The organism is Lonsdalea britannica (assembly GCF_003515985.1).
Lineage (GTDB): Bacteria > Pseudomonadota > Gammaproteobacteria > Enterobacterales > Enterobacteriaceae > Lonsdalea > Lonsdalea britannica.
Genome location: NZ_CP023009.1, coordinates 1048383 through 1064038, shown reverse-complemented (window position 1 = coordinate 1064038; position 15656 = coordinate 1048383). Strand labels below are relative to the sequence as shown.

General features: G+C 52.4%; 10 protein-coding genes, 1 tRNA gene, 2 rRNA genes and 2 pseudogenes. 10 read left to right on the top strand and 5 right to left on the bottom strand.

The genetic code is table 11. The features are described 5' to 3' along the window. The first annotated feature begins 102 nt into the window (after window positions 1-102). From CKQ53_RS05040 to rrf, 3 genes are all read left to right on the top strand, one after another. Window positions 103-178: transfer RNA gene (locus CKQ53_RS05040), tRNA-Glu, on the top strand. Between the two features lie 222 nt (window positions 179-400). Beyond that, window positions 401-3308 (top strand): 23S ribosomal RNA (locus CKQ53_RS05035). A gap of 105 nt (window positions 3309-3413) precedes the next feature. Further along, window positions 3414-3529, top strand: a 5S ribosomal RNA gene (rrf, locus tag CKQ53_RS05030). Window positions 3530-4161: 632 nt separating this feature from the next. On the opposite strand, the gene mobB is transcribed toward rrf, so the two are convergent. Together mobB and mobA are read right to left on the bottom strand one after the other, a co-directional pair. After that, complete coding sequence (gene mobB, locus CKQ53_RS05020; protein WP_094118832.1) at window positions 4162-4674, bottom strand: molybdopterin-guanine dinucleotide biosynthesis protein MobB; 513 nt, start codon at window positions 4672-4674, stop codon at window positions 4162-4164. Next, the gene (mobA, locus tag CKQ53_RS05015) at window positions 4667-5245 is read right to left on the bottom strand and encodes a molybdenum cofactor guanylyltransferase MobA (RefSeq protein ID WP_094118831.1); all 579 of its coding nucleotides are present in this window, start codon (window positions 5243-5245) and stop codon (window positions 4667-4669) included. The genes mobB and mobA overlap by 8 nt, the downstream gene beginning before the upstream one ends. A 114-nt stretch (window positions 5246-5359) precedes the next feature. On the opposite strand from mobA, the gene CKQ53_RS05010 reads away from it, so the two are divergent. From CKQ53_RS05010 to spfP, 5 genes and pseudogenes are all read left to right on the top strand, one after another. After that, window positions 5360-5629 carry a YihD family protein gene (locus tag CKQ53_RS05010; protein WP_085652541.1) on the top strand — a complete coding sequence of 90 codons (270 nt, stop codon included), beginning with the start codon at window positions 5360-5362 and terminating at the stop codon, window positions 5627-5629. A gap of 63 nt (window positions 5630-5692) precedes the next feature. Further along, window positions 5693-6678 (top strand): annotated as a pseudogene (locus tag CKQ53_RS05005) (serine/threonine protein kinase). 22 nt (window positions 6679-6700) lie between these two features. Next, window positions 6701-7323, top strand: a pseudogene (gene dsbA / locus CKQ53_RS05000) (thiol:disulfide interchange protein DsbA). Between the two features lie 367 nt (window positions 7324-7690). After that, window positions 7691-10480, top strand: a complete 2790-nt coding sequence (polA, locus tag CKQ53_RS04995) for a DNA polymerase I (protein ID WP_118895285.1) — start codon at window positions 7691-7693, stop codon at window positions 10478-10480. A 296-nt stretch (window positions 10481-10776) separates the two neighbouring features. Continuing rightward, the gene (spfP, locus tag CKQ53_RS19060) at window positions 10777-10824 is read left to right on the top strand and encodes a small protein SpfP (protein WP_071892919.1); all 48 of its coding nucleotides are present in this window, start codon (window positions 10777-10779) and stop codon (window positions 10822-10824) included. Between the two features lie 113 nt (window positions 10825-10937). Here spfP and yihA read toward each other — a convergent pair whose 3' ends face one another. After that, window positions 10938-11576, bottom strand: coding sequence for a ribosome biogenesis GTP-binding protein YihA/YsxC (yihA, locus tag CKQ53_RS04990; protein ID WP_085652534.1), 639 nt, complete (start codon window positions 11574-11576; stop codon window positions 10938-10940). Window positions 11577-11790: 214 nt separating this feature from the next. On the opposite strand from yihA, the gene yihI reads away from it, so the two are divergent. Both yihI and hemN read left to right on the top strand, forming a co-directional pair. Continuing rightward, the gene (gene yihI / locus CKQ53_RS04985; protein ID WP_085652533.1) at window positions 11791-12327 is read left to right on the top strand and encodes a Der GTPase-activating protein YihI; all 537 of its coding nucleotides are present in this window, start codon (window positions 11791-11793) and stop codon (window positions 12325-12327) included. A gap of 187 nt (window positions 12328-12514) precedes the next feature. Further along, window positions 12515-13888 carry an oxygen-independent coproporphyrinogen III oxidase gene (gene hemN, locus CKQ53_RS04975; RefSeq protein WP_094118829.1) on the top strand — a complete coding sequence of 458 codons (1374 nt, stop codon included), beginning with the start codon at window positions 12515-12517 and terminating at the stop codon, window positions 13886-13888. 83 nt (window positions 13889-13971) lie between these two features. Here hemN and CKQ53_RS18375 read toward each other — a convergent pair whose 3' ends face one another. Beyond that, a complete protein-coding gene (locus CKQ53_RS18375; RefSeq protein ID WP_139171511.1) occupies window positions 13972-14094 on the bottom strand; it encodes a YshB family small membrane protein in 123 nt (40 codons plus the stop codon). A gap of 146 nt (window positions 14095-14240) precedes the next feature. Then, window positions 14241-15653, bottom strand: a complete 1413-nt coding sequence (gene glnG / locus CKQ53_RS04970) for a nitrogen regulation protein NR(I) (RefSeq protein ID WP_085652530.1) — start codon at window positions 15651-15653, stop codon at window positions 14241-14243. Between the last annotated feature and the right edge of the window lie 3 nt (window positions 15654-15656).

Sequence of the window (15656 nt, the reverse complement as noted above, 5' to 3'; positions counted from 1 at the left end):
TGTCTGATGAAAAAGCAAGAGCAAAAAGCGCACCTGTTGATGATGAGTCTCTGACTCATGCTGATGCGGAACGATTAAGCCTGAGGTTTAGTCGGATTTCGTGTCCCCATCGTCTAGAGGCCTAGGACACCGCCCTTTCACGGCGGTAACAGGGGTTCGAATCCCCTTGGGGACGCCATACCGATAATGAGTGAAAGGCATTATCAACCGAATATCTTAAAGATGACTTTAACGAGTCGTGTTTAAGATATTGCTCTTTAACAATCTGGAACAAGCTGAAATTTGAAACGATGCAGCTGAACATATCTCTCCGTGCAGTACTGAGATGTGATTTGGTTGTATCAGAGTCTCTCAAATAATCGCAGCGCGAAGTGTTTTACGAAACACCTTCGGGTTGTGAGGTTAAGTGACTAAGCGTACACGGTGGATGCCTAGGCAGTCAGAGGCGATGAAGGGCGTGCTAATCTGCGATAAGCGTCGGTAAGGTGATATGAACCGTTATACCCGACGATACCCGAATGGGGAAACCCAGTGCAATCCGTTGCACTATCATGTCATGAATACATAGTGACATGAGGCGAACCGGGGAACTGAAACATCTCAGTACCCCGAGGAAAAGAAATCAACCGAGATTCCCCTAGTAGCGGCGAGCGAACGGGGAGGAGCCCAGAACCTGAATCAGTTTGTGTCTTAGTGGAAGCGTCTGGAAAGTCGCACGACAGAGGGTGATAGTCCCGTACACGAAGAGGCATGAGTTGTGAGTTCGATGAGTAGGGCGGGACACGTGTTATCCTGTCTGAATATGGGGGGACCATCCTCCAAGGCTAAATACTCCTGACTGACCGATAGTGAACCAGTACCGTGAGGGAAAGGCGAAAAGAACCCCGGCGAGGGGAGTGAAATAGAACCTGAAACCGTGTACGTACAAGCAGTGGGAGCCTTGATTTATCAGGGTGACTGCGTACCTTTTGTATAATGGGTCAGCGACTTATATTCTGTAGCAAGGTTAACCGAATAGGGGAGCCGCAGGGAAACCGAGTCTTAACTGGGCGTTAAGTTGCAGGGTATAGACCCGAAACCCGGTGATCTAGCCATGGGCAGGTTGAAGGTTGGGTAACACTAACTGGAGGACCGAACCGACTAATGTTGAAAAATTAGCGGATGACTTGTGGCTGGGGGTGAAAGGCCAATCAAACCGGGAGATAGCTGGTTCTCCCCGAAAGCTATTTAGGTAGCGCCTCGTGAACTCATCTTCGGGGGTAGAGCACTGTTTCGACTAGGGGGCCATCCCGGCTTACCAACTCGATGCAAACTACGAATACCGAAGAATGTTATCACGGGAGACACACGGCGGGTGCTAACGTCCGTCGTGAAGAGGGAAACAACCCAGACCGCCAGCTAAGGTCCCAAAGTCATGGTTAAGTGGGAAACGATGTGGGAAGGCCCAGACAGCCAGGATGTTGGCTTAGAAGCAGCCATCATTTAAAGAAAGCGTAATAGCTCACTGGTCGAGTCGGCCTGCGCGGAAGATGTAACGGGGCTAAACCATGCACCGAAGCTGCGGCAGCGACACTTAGGTGTTGTTGGGTAGGGGAGCGTTCTGTAAGCCTGCGAAGGTGGCCTGTGAGGGTTGCTGGAGGTATCAGAAGTGCGAATGCTGACATAAGTAACGATAATGCGGGTGAAAAACCCGCACGCCGGAAGACCAAGGGTTCCTGTCCAACGTTAATCGGGGCAGGGTGAGTCGACCCCTAAGGCGAGGCCGAAAGGCGTAGTCGATGGGAAACAGGTTAATATTCCTGTACTTGGTGTTACTGCGAAGGGGGGACGGAGAAGGCTAGGTTATCCGGGCGACGGTTGTCCCGGTTTAAGCGTGTAGGTGGATGTTTTTGGTAAATCCGGAACATCATTAACACTGAGGCGTGATGACGAGTCACTACGGTGATGAAGTAGCCGATGCCAAGCTTCCAGGAAAAGCCTCTAAGCTCCAGGTAACACGAAATCGTACCCCAAACCGACACAGGTGGTCAGGTAGAGAATACCAAGGCGCTTGAGAGAACTCGGGTGAAGGAACTAGGCAAAATGGTGCCGTAACTTCGGGAGAAGGCACGCTGGTGTTGGTGAAGGGACTTGCTCCCGGAGCTGATACCAGTCGCAGATACCAGCTGGCTGCAACTGTTTAATAAAAACACAGCACTGTGCAAACACGAAAGTGGACGTATACGGTGTGACGCCTGCCCGGTGCCGGAAGGTTAATTGATGGGGTCAGCCGCAAGGCGAAGCTCTTGATCGAAGCCCCGGTAAACGGCGGCCGTAACTATAACGGTCCTAAGGTAGCGAAATTCCTTGTCGGGTAAGTTCCGACCTGCACGAATGGCGTAATGATGGCCAGGCTGTCTCCACCCGAGACTCAGTGAAATTGAACTCGCTGTGAAGATGCAGTGTACCCGCGGCAAGACGGAAAGACCCCGTGAACCTTTACTATAGCTTGACACTGAACCTTGAGCCTTGATGTGTAGGATAGGTGGGAGGCTTTGAAGTGTGGACGCCAGTCTGCATGGAGCCAACCTTGAAATACCACCCTTTAATGTTTGATGTTCTAACGTGGGCCCCTAATCGGGGTTGCGGACAGTGTCTGGTGGGTAGTTTGACTGGGGCGGTCTCCTCCCAAAGAGTAACGGAGGAGCACGAAGGTTAGCTAATCCTGGTCGGACATCAGGAGGTTAGTGCAAAGGCATAAGCTAGCTTGACTGCGAGAGTGACGGCTCGAGCAGGTGCGAAAGCAGGTCTTAGTGATCCGGTGGTTCTGAATGGAAGGGCCATCGCTCAACGGATAAAAGGTACTCCGGGGATAACAGGCTGATACCGCCCAAGAGTTCATATCGACGGCGGTGTTTGGCACCTCGATGTCGGCTCATCACATCCTGGGGCTGAAGTAGGTCCCAAGGGTACGGCTGTTCGCCGTTTAAAGTGGTACGCGAGCTGGGTTTAGAACGTCGTGAGACAGTTCGGTCCCTATCTGCCGTGGGCGTTGGAAGATTGAGGGGGGTTGCTCCTAGTACGAGAGGACCGGAGTGAACGCACCACTGGTGTTCGGGTTGTCATGCCAATGGCATTGCCCGGTAGCTAAGTGCGGAAGAGATAACCGCTGAAAGCATCTAAGCGGGAAACTTGCCCCGAGATGAGTCTTCCCTGGGACCTTGAGTCCCCTGAAGGGCCGTTGAAGACGACGACGTAGATAGGCTGGATGTGTAAGCGTAGCGATACGTTGAGCTAACCAGTACTAATGACCCGAGAGGCTTAACCTTACAACACCGAAGGTGTTTTTAGAGAGACGTATTCAGCTTGTTCGAAGATTGGTTCTGATGGTTGCGTGGAAGTAGGACGTAACGGTTGGGATGAAACAGAATTTGCCTGGCGGCGATAGCGCGGTGGTCCCACCTGACCCCATGCCGAACTCAGCAGTGAAACGCCGTAGCGCCGATGGTAGTGTGGGGTCTCCCCATGTGAGAGTAGGGAACTGCCAGGCATTAATTAAAGTAGAAACCCTCAGCGCAAGCTGGGGGTTTTTGCGTTGGGGCGGAGAAAGACGCGGACAGAGCCGCACTGTATCTGCACCGTGCCAGCACAGACCCTGTAGTCCCGCCCCCCGGTGAGGGTCACACGCCATGTCGGGACAGGATTGGTGGACGTGAGTCGGGTTCTGCAAGTGTCTGCGTGGCTCAAAAGACCGTTGTGATGACCTATTCCTGCTCAACAGCTTGCTCCCTTTACCCATCCTGACCCCATGCTCCCTTGATTCTGCACCTGGACCTATTTATCCCGCCGGTATCAGTCCTGAGTGAGGTTAAACTCTCTTTTGCCCCTGCTTTGTGATGACTCGGTACTGACCACGCCGATGAGGCGTCGCGCGAAGAGTCTGGCGTGAAATGCGAAAGGGCCGTCATACAGTGGATAAGCCCGCTGATGTCCACCATCATGAAGATCCAGATGCGCCAGCTTTAATACTGGCTCGAGGTGCTTATCGTTAAGGATTTTCTTGGTTGCTCCATAAAGGGAGCTATCACAGAGCGCTACTCTTGCCTTCCCCACCGACCCCTCTAATCCTTGTAGCGTTAAGTCACGGGCTAAGATCTGGAGGGGGCTCACTCATATCCACGGCTATTGGGCATCGAGCCATTGGCATATAAAGGCGGCGATAGCGGAAGGATGGTTCAGATTGAGTTGAGGCACGGGGACGTTTAAGGGCACATCGCTGGCGATCGCCAGAGTGTCATTATCGATCAAATCAGCCACATTATGACCCGTATCCTGCCTATACAGGACGATTTTGGGGATCTTCTCGCGGCGAAAGCCTTCGACCAGCACCAGATCGAGCTTTGTATGATCCATTCTGCTCGCCAGCCACGCAAGATCAGGTTCTGACTGATCCGGCGTTTCCGTCATCAATGCCCAGCGTTTTGCGCTCGCGACCAGCGTCTGATCAGCCCCCGCTTTGCGGAGGCGATAACTATCTTTCCCCGGTGTATCGATATCCATCTCATGGTGCGTATGTTTAATCATGCCGACGCGAATACCAGATGCTTTGAGTAAGGGAATTAACTGCGTTAACAATGTCGTTTTTCCGGTACCGCTGTATGCGGCGATCGCCAGAAGCGGTACGGCGCTACTCATCTTTTAGGTCCTCTCGCCAATCAGCAAGTTCTTCTGGCGTATTAATATTGCGAAATGCCTTACGTTGATCGCCGAATGACACGGGTTGCACATCAATGTGATTGAGAAACAGCATCAGTTTGCGGTCACCCTTCGACAGAAAGGCCTCAAGCGCGCGGGTCTGGCTTTTATTGATAAGAAGTAACGTCGGATGGTCGCGTTCGCCGTCGGTCGCATAGGCCGCGGGATGATGTCCAATGTGCTGTTGTAAACGAGAGACGAGATTTAACGGTAGCGCTGGCACATCACAGGGAGCAAAAAGCGCCCATTCGCTTTCCATGAGGGCTAATCCCGAGTACATCCCCGCTAACGGTCCGGCAAATTGGCGGTTAATATCACCGATCACCGGATACCCGCTTTGCTGGTAACGTTCATGGTGCCGGTTGGCATTGATGAGTACGTTATCCACCTGGCTGACCAGCCGTGTTAAAACGTGTTGATACAGCGGAATGCCCTTCAGCAGGAGCAGACCTTTATCGTGGCCGCCCATCCGCGAGGATTGTCCGCCAGCCAGAATGATTCCCGTGATCATGATGTGTTGACCTGAAAATAAATGATGCTGACTGAGGGAAAACAATGGCGTAACGCCAAGCGCTTTCCTCATACTAAGTACACGACTATTAACGTTGAGTATGGAGAACCGACCATGAAATGTCATCGCGTGAATGAGTTAGTTGAACTGCTGCACCCGGCCTGGCAGCAGGAACCTGATTTGAATTTGATGGAATTTTTACAAAAACTTGCAAAGGAAGCAGGGTTTGAGGGGGCGCTAGGGGATCTGACTGATGATATCCTTATCTACCATTTGAAAATGCGTGGCTCCAACCAAGATCAACCGATCCCAGGGTTGCAGAAAGACGTAGAAGTGGATTTCAAAACGGCGATCCTGCGAGCCCGTGGAGTCATCAAAGACTAATGAAAAGCTCGTTTTTCGCGTCGATGCGCGCGTACGCCTTTTGCAACGGGAGCGTTAAACGCAATGCATGATGCTGTATTCAATTTTCATACCCTGTCGCCCGACGTCATCATGGATGCGCTTTGGTCTGCAGGCGTACGCGTCGACTCCGGATTAATCGCGCTCAATAGCTACGAAAACCGGGTATACCAGCTTAGCGATGAAGATCGTAAGCGCTACGTGGTCAAATTCTACCGTCCTCAGCGCTGGAGCAAGGCTCAGATCGACGAAGAACATCAGTTTGCTGCTGAACTGGCGCAGGACGAAGTGCCGGTTGTTGCGCCTTTGGCGCTGCAGGGGAGACCTTGCATGAGCATGATGGCTTTTTCTTTACCGTCTTTCCCAGCGTAGGGGGAAGGCAGTATGAAATGGATAACGACGACCAGCTGGAAGGGGTTGGTCGTTATTTGGGACGTATTCATCAAACTGGTCGTAAACGCGATTTCGCCGCGCGGCCGACTATCGGCCTACAGGAGTATCTGTATGAGCCGTTTGATGAGTTATCCCGATGCGCTTTGATACCAGCTTCGCTGCGGGAAACCTTTCTGAACGCGACCAATCGTCTGATTCAAGAAGTGAAACGCTGCTGGCATGACGACTCGACGTCGGCCCGACTGCACGGAGATTGCCATCCCGGCAACATTCTGTGGCGTGACGGCCCTTTGTTCGTTGATTTGGATGATGCCCGCAACGGACCCGCCATTCAGGATTTGTGGATGCTTTTGCACGGCGAGCGGCGTGAGCAGCGAATACAGCTGGATATTCTGTTGGACGCTTACAGCGAGTTTTCTTCTTTCGATGAGAAGGAACTGGCACTCATCGAGCCGTTGCGAGCGATGAGAATGATTCACTATCTGGCCTGGGTTGCCCGTCGTTGGCAAGACCCTGCGTTTCCAAGGAGCTTTCCCTGGATGCAGGATGCCGATTTCTGGTCGAAACAAGCCTCCACCTTTGTCGAGCAGGTTAAGCTGTTGCAGGAACCGCCTTTGCAGCTGACGCCGATGTACTAAAGTTAACGGAGAAAAGAGTGATATGAAGAAAGTATGGCTAACACTGATTGGTGTCATCATGGCGTTCAGTGCTTCCGCTGCGGATTTCACCGAGGGGAAACAGTTTGTCACGCTGGATAGAACCGCGACGCAGGAGCCGCAGGTCCTGGAATTTTTCTCTTTCTATTGCCCGCATTGCTATCAGTTTTCCCAGATTTATCACATCCCTGATGCGATACAGAAAGGGTTGCCGGCTGGCACTAAAATGGTTAAGTACCATGTGGATTTCCTGGGGACTTGGGAAAAAACCTGACGGAAGCGTGGGCGGTCGCTATTGCCTTGGGTGTTGAGGATAAAATCAGCCCGCTCATGTTTGATGCGGTACAGAAAAACCAGACGGTGCAGAAACCGGAAGATATTCGTAACGTCTTCATCTCTGCTGGGGTTAAAGGGGAAGACTACGATAGCGCGCTTAATAGCTTCGTCGTGAAATCTCTGGTGGTTCAGCAGGAAAAAGCAGCGGCGGATTTACAGCTGCGCGGGGTTCCGTCTCTGTTTGTGAACGGCAAATATATGGTTAAGAACGACGGTCTGGACACCAGCTCAATGGACGTTTACGTCCAGCAATATGCTGATGTCGTAAAATTCCTGATTTCTAAAAAGTAATTTAAGTCGACGCCATAAGGTGAGAGCCGTATGGCGTCGGTTTTTCTGAAAGCGAATCTTTTGGCAAAAATAACCGCGTGAAATTGAGTTTTATTTTCATAGGTATCCACAAATTATATGTTTTCCGTTAACGACAAGTGAATACAAGTTTCTATTTTAGTTAACTGATTTTGCTTAACAATTTAATTACCCCTCGCGATATTTATTCTCCTGTTAATTATTTAAGTATTTCTATGCACAAACTTATCCACAGGAGTTTCTGCGATACGTCACGAAAGCGTTGCCGTATTGACGCGTTATTATTCGTCTCTTCTTGTCACCTATGGCATGCTTATATGATGGCTGGAAATAACAATTGAAACAGATTATGGCTCAAATAGCAGACAACCCTTTAATTCTTGTCGACGGTTCATCTTACTTATACCGCGCCTATCACGCTTTCCCTCCGCTGACGAACAGTGCAGGCGAACCTACCGGGGCGATGTACGGCGTGCTGAACATGCTGCGCAGCCTGTTGCTTCAATATCATCCCAGCCACGTTGCGGTTGTGTTTGATGCGAAAGGAAAAACCTTTCGTGATGAGCTGTTTGAACATTACAAATCTCACCGTCCCCCGATGCCGGATGACCTGCGGGCTCAGATCGAGCCGTTGCATAAAATGGTCAGGGCGATGGGCCTGCCGCTGTTAGCGGTTTCGGGCGTGGAAGCGGACGATGTCATCGGCACTCTGGCTCAGCAGGCTGAGTTGAAGTCGACGCCGGTGCTGATCAGCACCGGTGATAAAGATATGGCGCAGCTGGTGACGCCCAACATTACTCTAATCAACACCATGAACAACGCTATCCTGGGTCCTCAGGAAGTGTGTGACAAATATGGTATTCCGCCGGAACTGATGATCGACTTCCTTGCGTTGATGGGCGATGCCTCCGATAACATTCCCGGCGTGCCGGGCGTGGGTGAGAAAACGGCTCAGGCGCTGCTGCAAGGGCTGGGCGGTTTGGATACGCTGTACGCCAATCTGGATAAAATCGCCGATCTTTCCTTCCGCGGCGCTAAAACCATGGCGGCTAAACTGGAACAGCATAAAGAGGTGGCTTATCTCTCTTACCAGTTGGCTACCATCAAAACTGACGTCGAGCTGGAGCTGAGCTGTGAACAGCTGGCGGTCACCGAGCCGCAAGTGGACGAGCTGAGTGAGCTGTTCAAGCATTATGAGTTCCGGCGTTGGCAGATTGAACTGGAATCAGGCGTCTGGTTGCAGGGCAAAAAGAGTCCGGTCGCAGCGAAAAACAAACCTGCAGCGGTTGAAGAAAAAAGTGTGGCGGCGGTTGAGCGCTCACTGTCGCAGGAAGGCTATGTCACCATTTTGGATGAGAAGACGCTCGAGACGTGGATCGACCGTCTGAAGTCTGCTGACGTTTTCGCGTTCGATACTGAAACCGACAGTCTGGACACGTTGAGCGCCAATCTGGTCGGTATCTCATTCTCTGATAAGCCGGGCGAGGCCGCCTATCTGCCGTTGGGTCACGATTATTTGGATGCTCCGGAACAGATGACGTGCGACAGAGCGTTGGAACTGCTTAAGCCGCTGCTGGAAGATCCTGCCGTACTGAAAGTTGGTCAGAATCTGAAGTATGACCGCGGCGTGCTGGCCCGCTACAACATTGAGTTGCAGGGCATGGCGTTCGACACGATGCTGGAATCTTACGTATTGGATAGCGTGAGCGGCCGTCATGATATGGACAGCATGGCATCACGTTACCTGCAGCATAAAACTATCTCGTTTGAAGAGATCGCCGGCAAAGGCAAAAACCAGCTCACCTTTAATCAAATTCCGCTGGAACAGGCGGCGGTGTATGCGGCGGAAGACGCCGATGTCACGCTGCACTTGCACCAGAAGCTGTGGGAAAAACTGGAAAAAGAGCCTGAGCTACGAAACGTTTTTGACAACATTGATATGCCGCTGGTGCCGATTTTGTCGCGCATGGAACGCAATGGCGTATTGATTGATGCCGGCATTCTTGCCGAGCACTCCAAAGAGTTAACGAAGCGGCTTGCGGAGCTTGAAGTTGAAGTTCATGAGCTGGCTGGCGAGCCTTTCAACCTCTCCTCTACCAAGCAGTTGCAGCATATCCTGTATGAAAAACTGCAGCTGCCCGTCAGGAAGAAAACCCCGAAAGGAGCGCCGTCCACCAACGAAGAAGTGCTGGCGGAACTGGCGTTAGATTATCCGTTGCCGAAGCTAATTCTCGAGTACCGCGGCCTGTCGAAGCTGAAATCCACCTATACGGATAAGCTGCCGGTGATGATCAACCCGCTGACGGGAAGGGTGCACACGTCCTATCACCAGGCGGTGACGGCGACCGGTCGATTGTCTTCCAGCGATCCCAACCTGCAAAACATTCCGGTGCGTAACGAGGAAGGACGACGTATCCGCCAGGCGTTTGTCGCTCGCGAAGGCTACAGCATTGTCGCGGCGGACTATTCACAAATCGAACTGCGTATCATGGCCCATCTCTCACGGGATACCGGACTGCTGCGGGCCTTCTCCGAAGGATTGGATATTCACCGCGCCACGGCGGCGGAAGTCTTTGGTTCTTCGTTGGATAAAGTGACGTCCGAGCAGCGCCGCAGCGCCAAGGCGATTAACTTTGGCCTCATATACGGTATGAGCGCCTTTGGTCTGTCTCGACAGCTCAATATTCCGCGTTCTGAATCTCAGAAATACATGAATCTCTACTTCGAGCGTTATCCGGGCGTTCAGGAGTATATGGAGCGCACGCGTGAGCAGGCGGCTGAACAGGGTTATGTTTCTACGCTGGATGGTCGACGCCTCTATCTGCCGGAGATCAACGCCCGAAACGCCATGAGCCGTAAGGCGGCGGAACGTGCGGCGATCAACGCACCGATGCAGGGGACGGCGGCGGACATCATTAAGAAAGCAATGATCGCCATCGACGGTTGGTTGCAGCAACAGGACGAACCGTTGGTGACCATGATCATGCAGGTTCACGATGAATTGGTGTTCGAAGTGCATGACTCCGTGCTGGAGCAATCCAAGGCGAAAATCAAGGCGTTGATGGAAGGATGCATGAAGCTGGATGTGCCGCTACGGGTGGATGTGGGAACCGGTATTAACTGGGATCAGGCACACTAATACATCTCTCTTTCCTGACTGAAATCGTTCGATTCCGCCTGCCCTTGGGTCGACCTGGGGCAGGCAAACCTGCCTAATTAATGCCCGTAATTCATCGTGTTATCTAGTGTGGTGGTGGACAAACTTGAGTCAATTTCATCAGAAAATGGCCCGTTTTGTAATTAAGCTACAAGATCATGCGGCGATGTCCGCTTTTATGGCGATGCTTTACGCAATGCGTGAAAGTAAACAACAAAAAAATCTTTGTAGCCGTAAAAAAATAGGGTAGAGTTATTTCCGTAGGGTACAGAGGTAAGATGTTCTATCTTTCAGACCTTTTACTTCACGTAATCGGATTTGGCTGAATATTAGCCGCCCCGCTCGGTTTTCTGAGCGGGGCGTTTTTTATTGGGTCGCTGAAATACTGACCGCGATGGGGAGTCATGCCGGCGGACTTTATGCCCGTGATATCAGGGTATTATTCGCCCTGATCAGGAAAATCTTCGTACGGGGTTCCGTTGAACCAGCTGTCCAGTTTCTCGCTCAGCTTATCTACGCCGCTCTTTTTCAGGGAGGAGAACGTTTCCACCTGAATATCGCCCATCAGCGGCAGTATGGCTTCACGCACCATGTTCAGCTGCGCTTTGCGCGCGCCCTGAGCCAGCTTGTCGGCCTTGGTCAATAGAACCAGCACAGGTAGTTCAGCGGCAACCGCCCACTCCAGCATCTGTTGGTCGAGATCCTTGAGCGGATGACGGATATCCATCAGCACCACCAATCCCTGCAAGCATTGACGTTTCTGCAGATATTCGCCCAAGGCGCGCTGCCATTTCCGCTTCATTTCTTCCGGCACTTCCGCGTAGCCGTAGCCGGGCAAGTCCACCAGTCGTACGCCGTCGACCACCTCAAACAGGTTGATCAGCTGAGTGCGCCCTGGGGTTTTACTGGTTCTGGCCAGGCTTTTCTGATTGGTTAGCGTATTAAGAGCACTGGACTTTCCGGCGTTTGAACGTCCAGCAAAGGCGACTTCAATACCGCTATCTGCGGGCAAATGGCGAATGTCCGGGGCACTGGTAACGAAATGGGTCACCTGGTAGTTGTATTGATGGGTCACAATCTTCGTCTCTGTCTGGATTAATAGTTACTCAGCGATTATACCTGTAACTTGCCGTGGCTGTGGTCTTTATCTGTATCGTCACTTTGACGACGTCAGCGTAATATTGTGAAAAAATAAAAGCCTCTTCCGTGAAGTTGGGTGCTTTTTTATTCGTACGCTTTCTGCTAGATTCCGCCGCAATTCCCTACATTCTTAATAATCTGAGAGCGATGCCATGAAACAGCCATTCAAACGGCCGGGCGGTAAGGCCGCCAAACCTAAAATCAAAAGAAAAACCCGTGAAGAATTGGATACCGAAGCTCGTGCACGCAAGCGTCAGAAAAAACGCCGTGGACTGGCTGCGGGAAGTCGCGCCCAGGGTGGAAACGATAACAAGACGACCTCCGGGCTGGGAAAAGTTGTCGATCCGCGTATTGGCAGTAAGAAAAAGATCCCACTGACCACGGCTGATGCCGCGCCGGTTTCCTCTATTCCTGAGCCGGAACTGGAGAAAAAAGTGGTGCTGTCTCCTGAAGCCGAGCTGGAAATGCTGGAAAACGATCCGCGACTGGACGAACTGCTGGATCTGCTCGAGAAAGGGGAAACGCTTTCAGTGAAAGACCAGTCTTGGGTTGATGAGAAACTCGACCGCATCGATGCACTGATGGAGCAGCTGGGCATTGAGTTGGGCGATGACGAGGACGATGAAGAAGAACCTCAGGAAGATATGCTGCAGTTGCTCAAACGGAATAACCCTAAAGACGGATATTGATGTTTAAAGGGCTGTTTCTGATTTTAACCTTGCTGGTTATGTGTTTTTTGCTGAGTCTGTTGGCTAAACTGTGGTGTCTGTCGAACAGGAAGACGCGATTGCTGCGACGCAGCCTGTCTTCCCGACAGCAGCCAATACCGCAGAGACGGTCAGGCAATAAACGATACCGCAAGGAGTAAGCAGCAATATGTCTGGAACGAGCATCGATTGGGATCTGGAGCTGATACAAAAGTATAATTATTCCGGACCCCGCTATACGTCTTACCCTACCGCGCTGGAATTCACCGAAAGCTACGATGAATCCGCTTTTCTGCAAGCGGCCGCTCGTTACCCCGAGCGACCACTTTCCCTGTATATCCACATCCCGTTTTGCCATCGTCTGTGCTATTTCTGCGGGTGCAACAAGCTGGTGACGCGTCAGCTGCATAAGGCGGACGAGTATCTGGATGTCCTTGAACTGGAAATTCGTCAGCGGGCGCCCCTGTTCGCCGGACGAACGGTCACTCAGATGCATTGGGGCGGCGGAACCCCGACGTTTCTGAATGCAAAACAAATCACCCGATTAATGGCGCTGTTGCGCGAGCAGTTTACGTTTGACGCTCATGCGGAGATGTCGCTAGAGATAGACCCGCGTGAAATCGAGTTGGATATCGTGGATCACCTGCATCAGGAAGGGTTCAACCGCCTGAGCATGGGGGTACAAGACTTCAATAAAGAGGTTCAGCGATTAGTCAATCGTGAACAGGATGAAGCGTTTATCTTTGCCCTGATCGAACGGGCCAAGGCGCTTGGGTTCGCCTCCACCAATATCGATTTGATTTACGGCCTGCCGAAACAGACGCCGGAGAGTTTCGCCTATACACTGCAACGCGTGGCGGAGTTAGGTCCGCACCGGTTGAGCGTGTTCAACTACGCCCACCTCCCGACGCTATTTGCCGCGCAGCGGAAAATAAAAGAGGCGGATTTGCCTGGCGCCGAGCAGAAGCTGGATATTTTACAGCAAACAATTCATGACCTGACCGCCTCGGGCTATCAGTTCATTGGTATGGATCATTTCGCGCGTCCCGATGATGAGTTAGCTGTGGCGCAGCGCGAAGGGAAGCTGCATAGAAACTTTCAGGGCTATACGACGCAGGGCGAGACCGATTTGCTGGGAATGGGCGTTTCCGCGATTAGTATGATCGGTGATAGTTATGCTCAGAATCAGAAGGTTTTGAAGGACTACTACACTCAGGTGCAGACCCAGGGCAACGCGCTGTGGCGCGGTGTGCAGCTGACGCGTGACGATTGCATTCGTCGGGACGTCATTAAAACGCTGATCTGCAACTTCCGGCTGAGCTACTCCGCGATAGAAATGGATTATCAGATCAATTTTGATGATTATTTCTCAGAGGATCTGACCTTGCTGGAGCCGATGGTGGCGGATGGTCTGATCGAGGTGACGTCTCGGGAGTTGATTGTGACGCCGAAGGGACGCTTGCTAATCCGTAATATTTGCATGTGTTTCGACATCTATCTGCGCAGTAAGATGCGAACTCGCCAGTTTTCTCGGGTGATATAAGTCCTGATAGAAACAAAAACAGCCGCTAAGCGGCTGTTTTTATCTTTCCTGCCAGCGTGAACCCACGATGATGGCCTGCGGGATCAGCTAAAAAAGTTAATCAAGGCGGCACACAACACGGCTGCGATGGCCGTCTGCGGGGAGTGTCCCACCGCATTGCCCATTTCAGCGCCGTGTGACAACGCCGAAAAAAGTGATTCCAACATGGTTACATTCTCCTGTCAGCGCAGTGATCATACTGCTAGTGATGATCATGTAAAGTATAAAATGACGACAATAATACCTGCGCTGAGATGCCCCTTTCCCGCTCCCCCGACCGACTAAAAAGCCGATAAGAAGAGCGGCAATCCGACTACTCCATCCCCAACTCTTTCAGTTTGCGTGTAAGCGTATTACGCCCCCAGCCCAACAGACGCGCGGCTTCCTGTTTATGCCCCTGTGTGTGACGGAGCGCGGTCGTCAGCAGCGTTCTCTCCATTTCTGGCTGGGCTTCCGCCAACAGGTTTTGATGACCGGAACGCAACGCCCGGTCAGCCCATTGCGCCAGCAGGGTTGCCCAGCTGTCTGGCTGAACATGTACCGTGGCGTCAGGCGCGGTGGTTTCAAACAGCTCCGGCGGCAAATCCTGAATCAGCACTTCCTGACCCGCAGCCATGACGGTCAACCAACGGCAGGTATTTTCCAGCTGGCGGACGTTGCCAGGCCACGGCAGACGCGTTAGCGCCGCTTCCGTCTCGGGATGCAGGTTCTTCGGTTCAACGCCCAGCTCCTTGGCGGTCGCCTGCAGGAAGTAGCGGGCGAGGCGAGGAATATCTTCCCGACGCTCCCGCAGCGGCGGCAGATGTACGCGAATGACGTTCAGGCGATGGAACAAATCTTCGCGAAATTTGCCTTCCTGTACTCGCAGCTCCAGATTCTGGTGGGTTGCAGCAATAATCCGGACATCAACTTTGACCGCCGCATATCCCCCTACGCGGTAGAACTGCCCATCGGCCAGTACGCGCAACAGTCGAGTCTGCACATCCAACGGCATGTCGCCGATTTCATCCAGAAACAGCGTACCGCCATCGGCCTGCTCAAAGCGGCCCTGGCGAATCTGATTCGCGCCGGTGAAGGCGCCTTTCTCATGGCCGAACAGCTCTGATTCGATCAAATCCTTGGGGATGGCGGCCATATTCAGCGCGATGAAAGGGGCTTTAGCGCGAGGGCTGTGGCGATGCAACGCATGCGCGACCAGCTCTTTACCCGTACCGGATTCCCCGTTGATCAAGACGCTGATGGAAGAGCGCGAAAGGCGTCCTATGATCCGGAAAACGTCCTGCATTGCGGGCGCTTCCCCGATGATATCCGTCGTCGGCCCGCTGATCGGCTGATTACGGACCGGTTGCTGCTGTTCCATGTAGTGGCTGATGGCGCGTTCGACTAGCGCAACCGCTTCATCGATATCGAACGGTTTGGGCAGGTAGTCGAAAGCACCCTGCTGATAAGCGCTGACGGCCGCATCTAAATCGGAATGCGCCGTCATAATAATGACCGGCAGCATGGGGTGGCGCTGTTTAATTTGTTGCAGCAGGGCCAGCCCGTCCATTCCCGGCATACGGATATCGGAAAGCAGTACATCCGGTGTTTGCGTGGATAATGCGTTTAATACCTGATTCCCGTTATCAAACGTCGCGCAGGTTAAGCCGGCTCCTGTGAGCGCGCGTTCGAGCACCCAGCGGATGGAGCTATCGTCGTCGACAATCCAGACTATCCCTCGTTGCATCAT

What these genes read in the sequence shown, in the direction of transcription:
- mobB (WP_094118832.1), bottom strand. Translation starts at nt 4,674, where the DNA reads ATGAGTAGCGCCGTACCGCTTCTGGCGATCGCCGCATACAGCGGTACC.
- mobA (WP_094118831.1), bottom strand. Translation starts at nt 5,245, where the DNA reads ATGATCACGGGAATCATTCTGGCTGGCGGACAATCCTCGCGGATGGGC.
- CKQ53_RS05010 (WP_085652541.1), top strand. Translation starts at nt 5,360, where the DNA reads ATGAAATGTCATCGCGTGAATGAGTTAGTTGAACTGCTGCACCCGGCC.
- polA (WP_118895285.1), top strand. Translation starts at nt 7,691, where the DNA reads ATGGCTCAAATAGCAGACAACCCTTTAATTCTTGTCGACGGTTCATCT.
- yihI (WP_085652533.1), top strand. Translation starts at nt 11,791, where the DNA reads ATGAAACAGCCATTCAAACGGCCGGGCGGTAAGGCCGCCAAACCTAAA.
- hemN (WP_094118829.1), top strand. Translation starts at nt 12,515, where the DNA reads ATGTCTGGAACGAGCATCGATTGGGATCTGGAGCTGATACAAAAGTAT.
- CKQ53_RS18375 (WP_139171511.1), bottom strand. Translation starts at nt 14,094, where the DNA reads ATGTTGGAATCACTTTTTTCGGCGTTGTCACACGGCGCTGAAATGGGC.
- glnG (WP_085652530.1), bottom strand. Translation starts at nt 15,653, where the DNA reads ATGCAACGAGGGATAGTCTGGATTGTCGACGACGATAGCTCCATCCGC.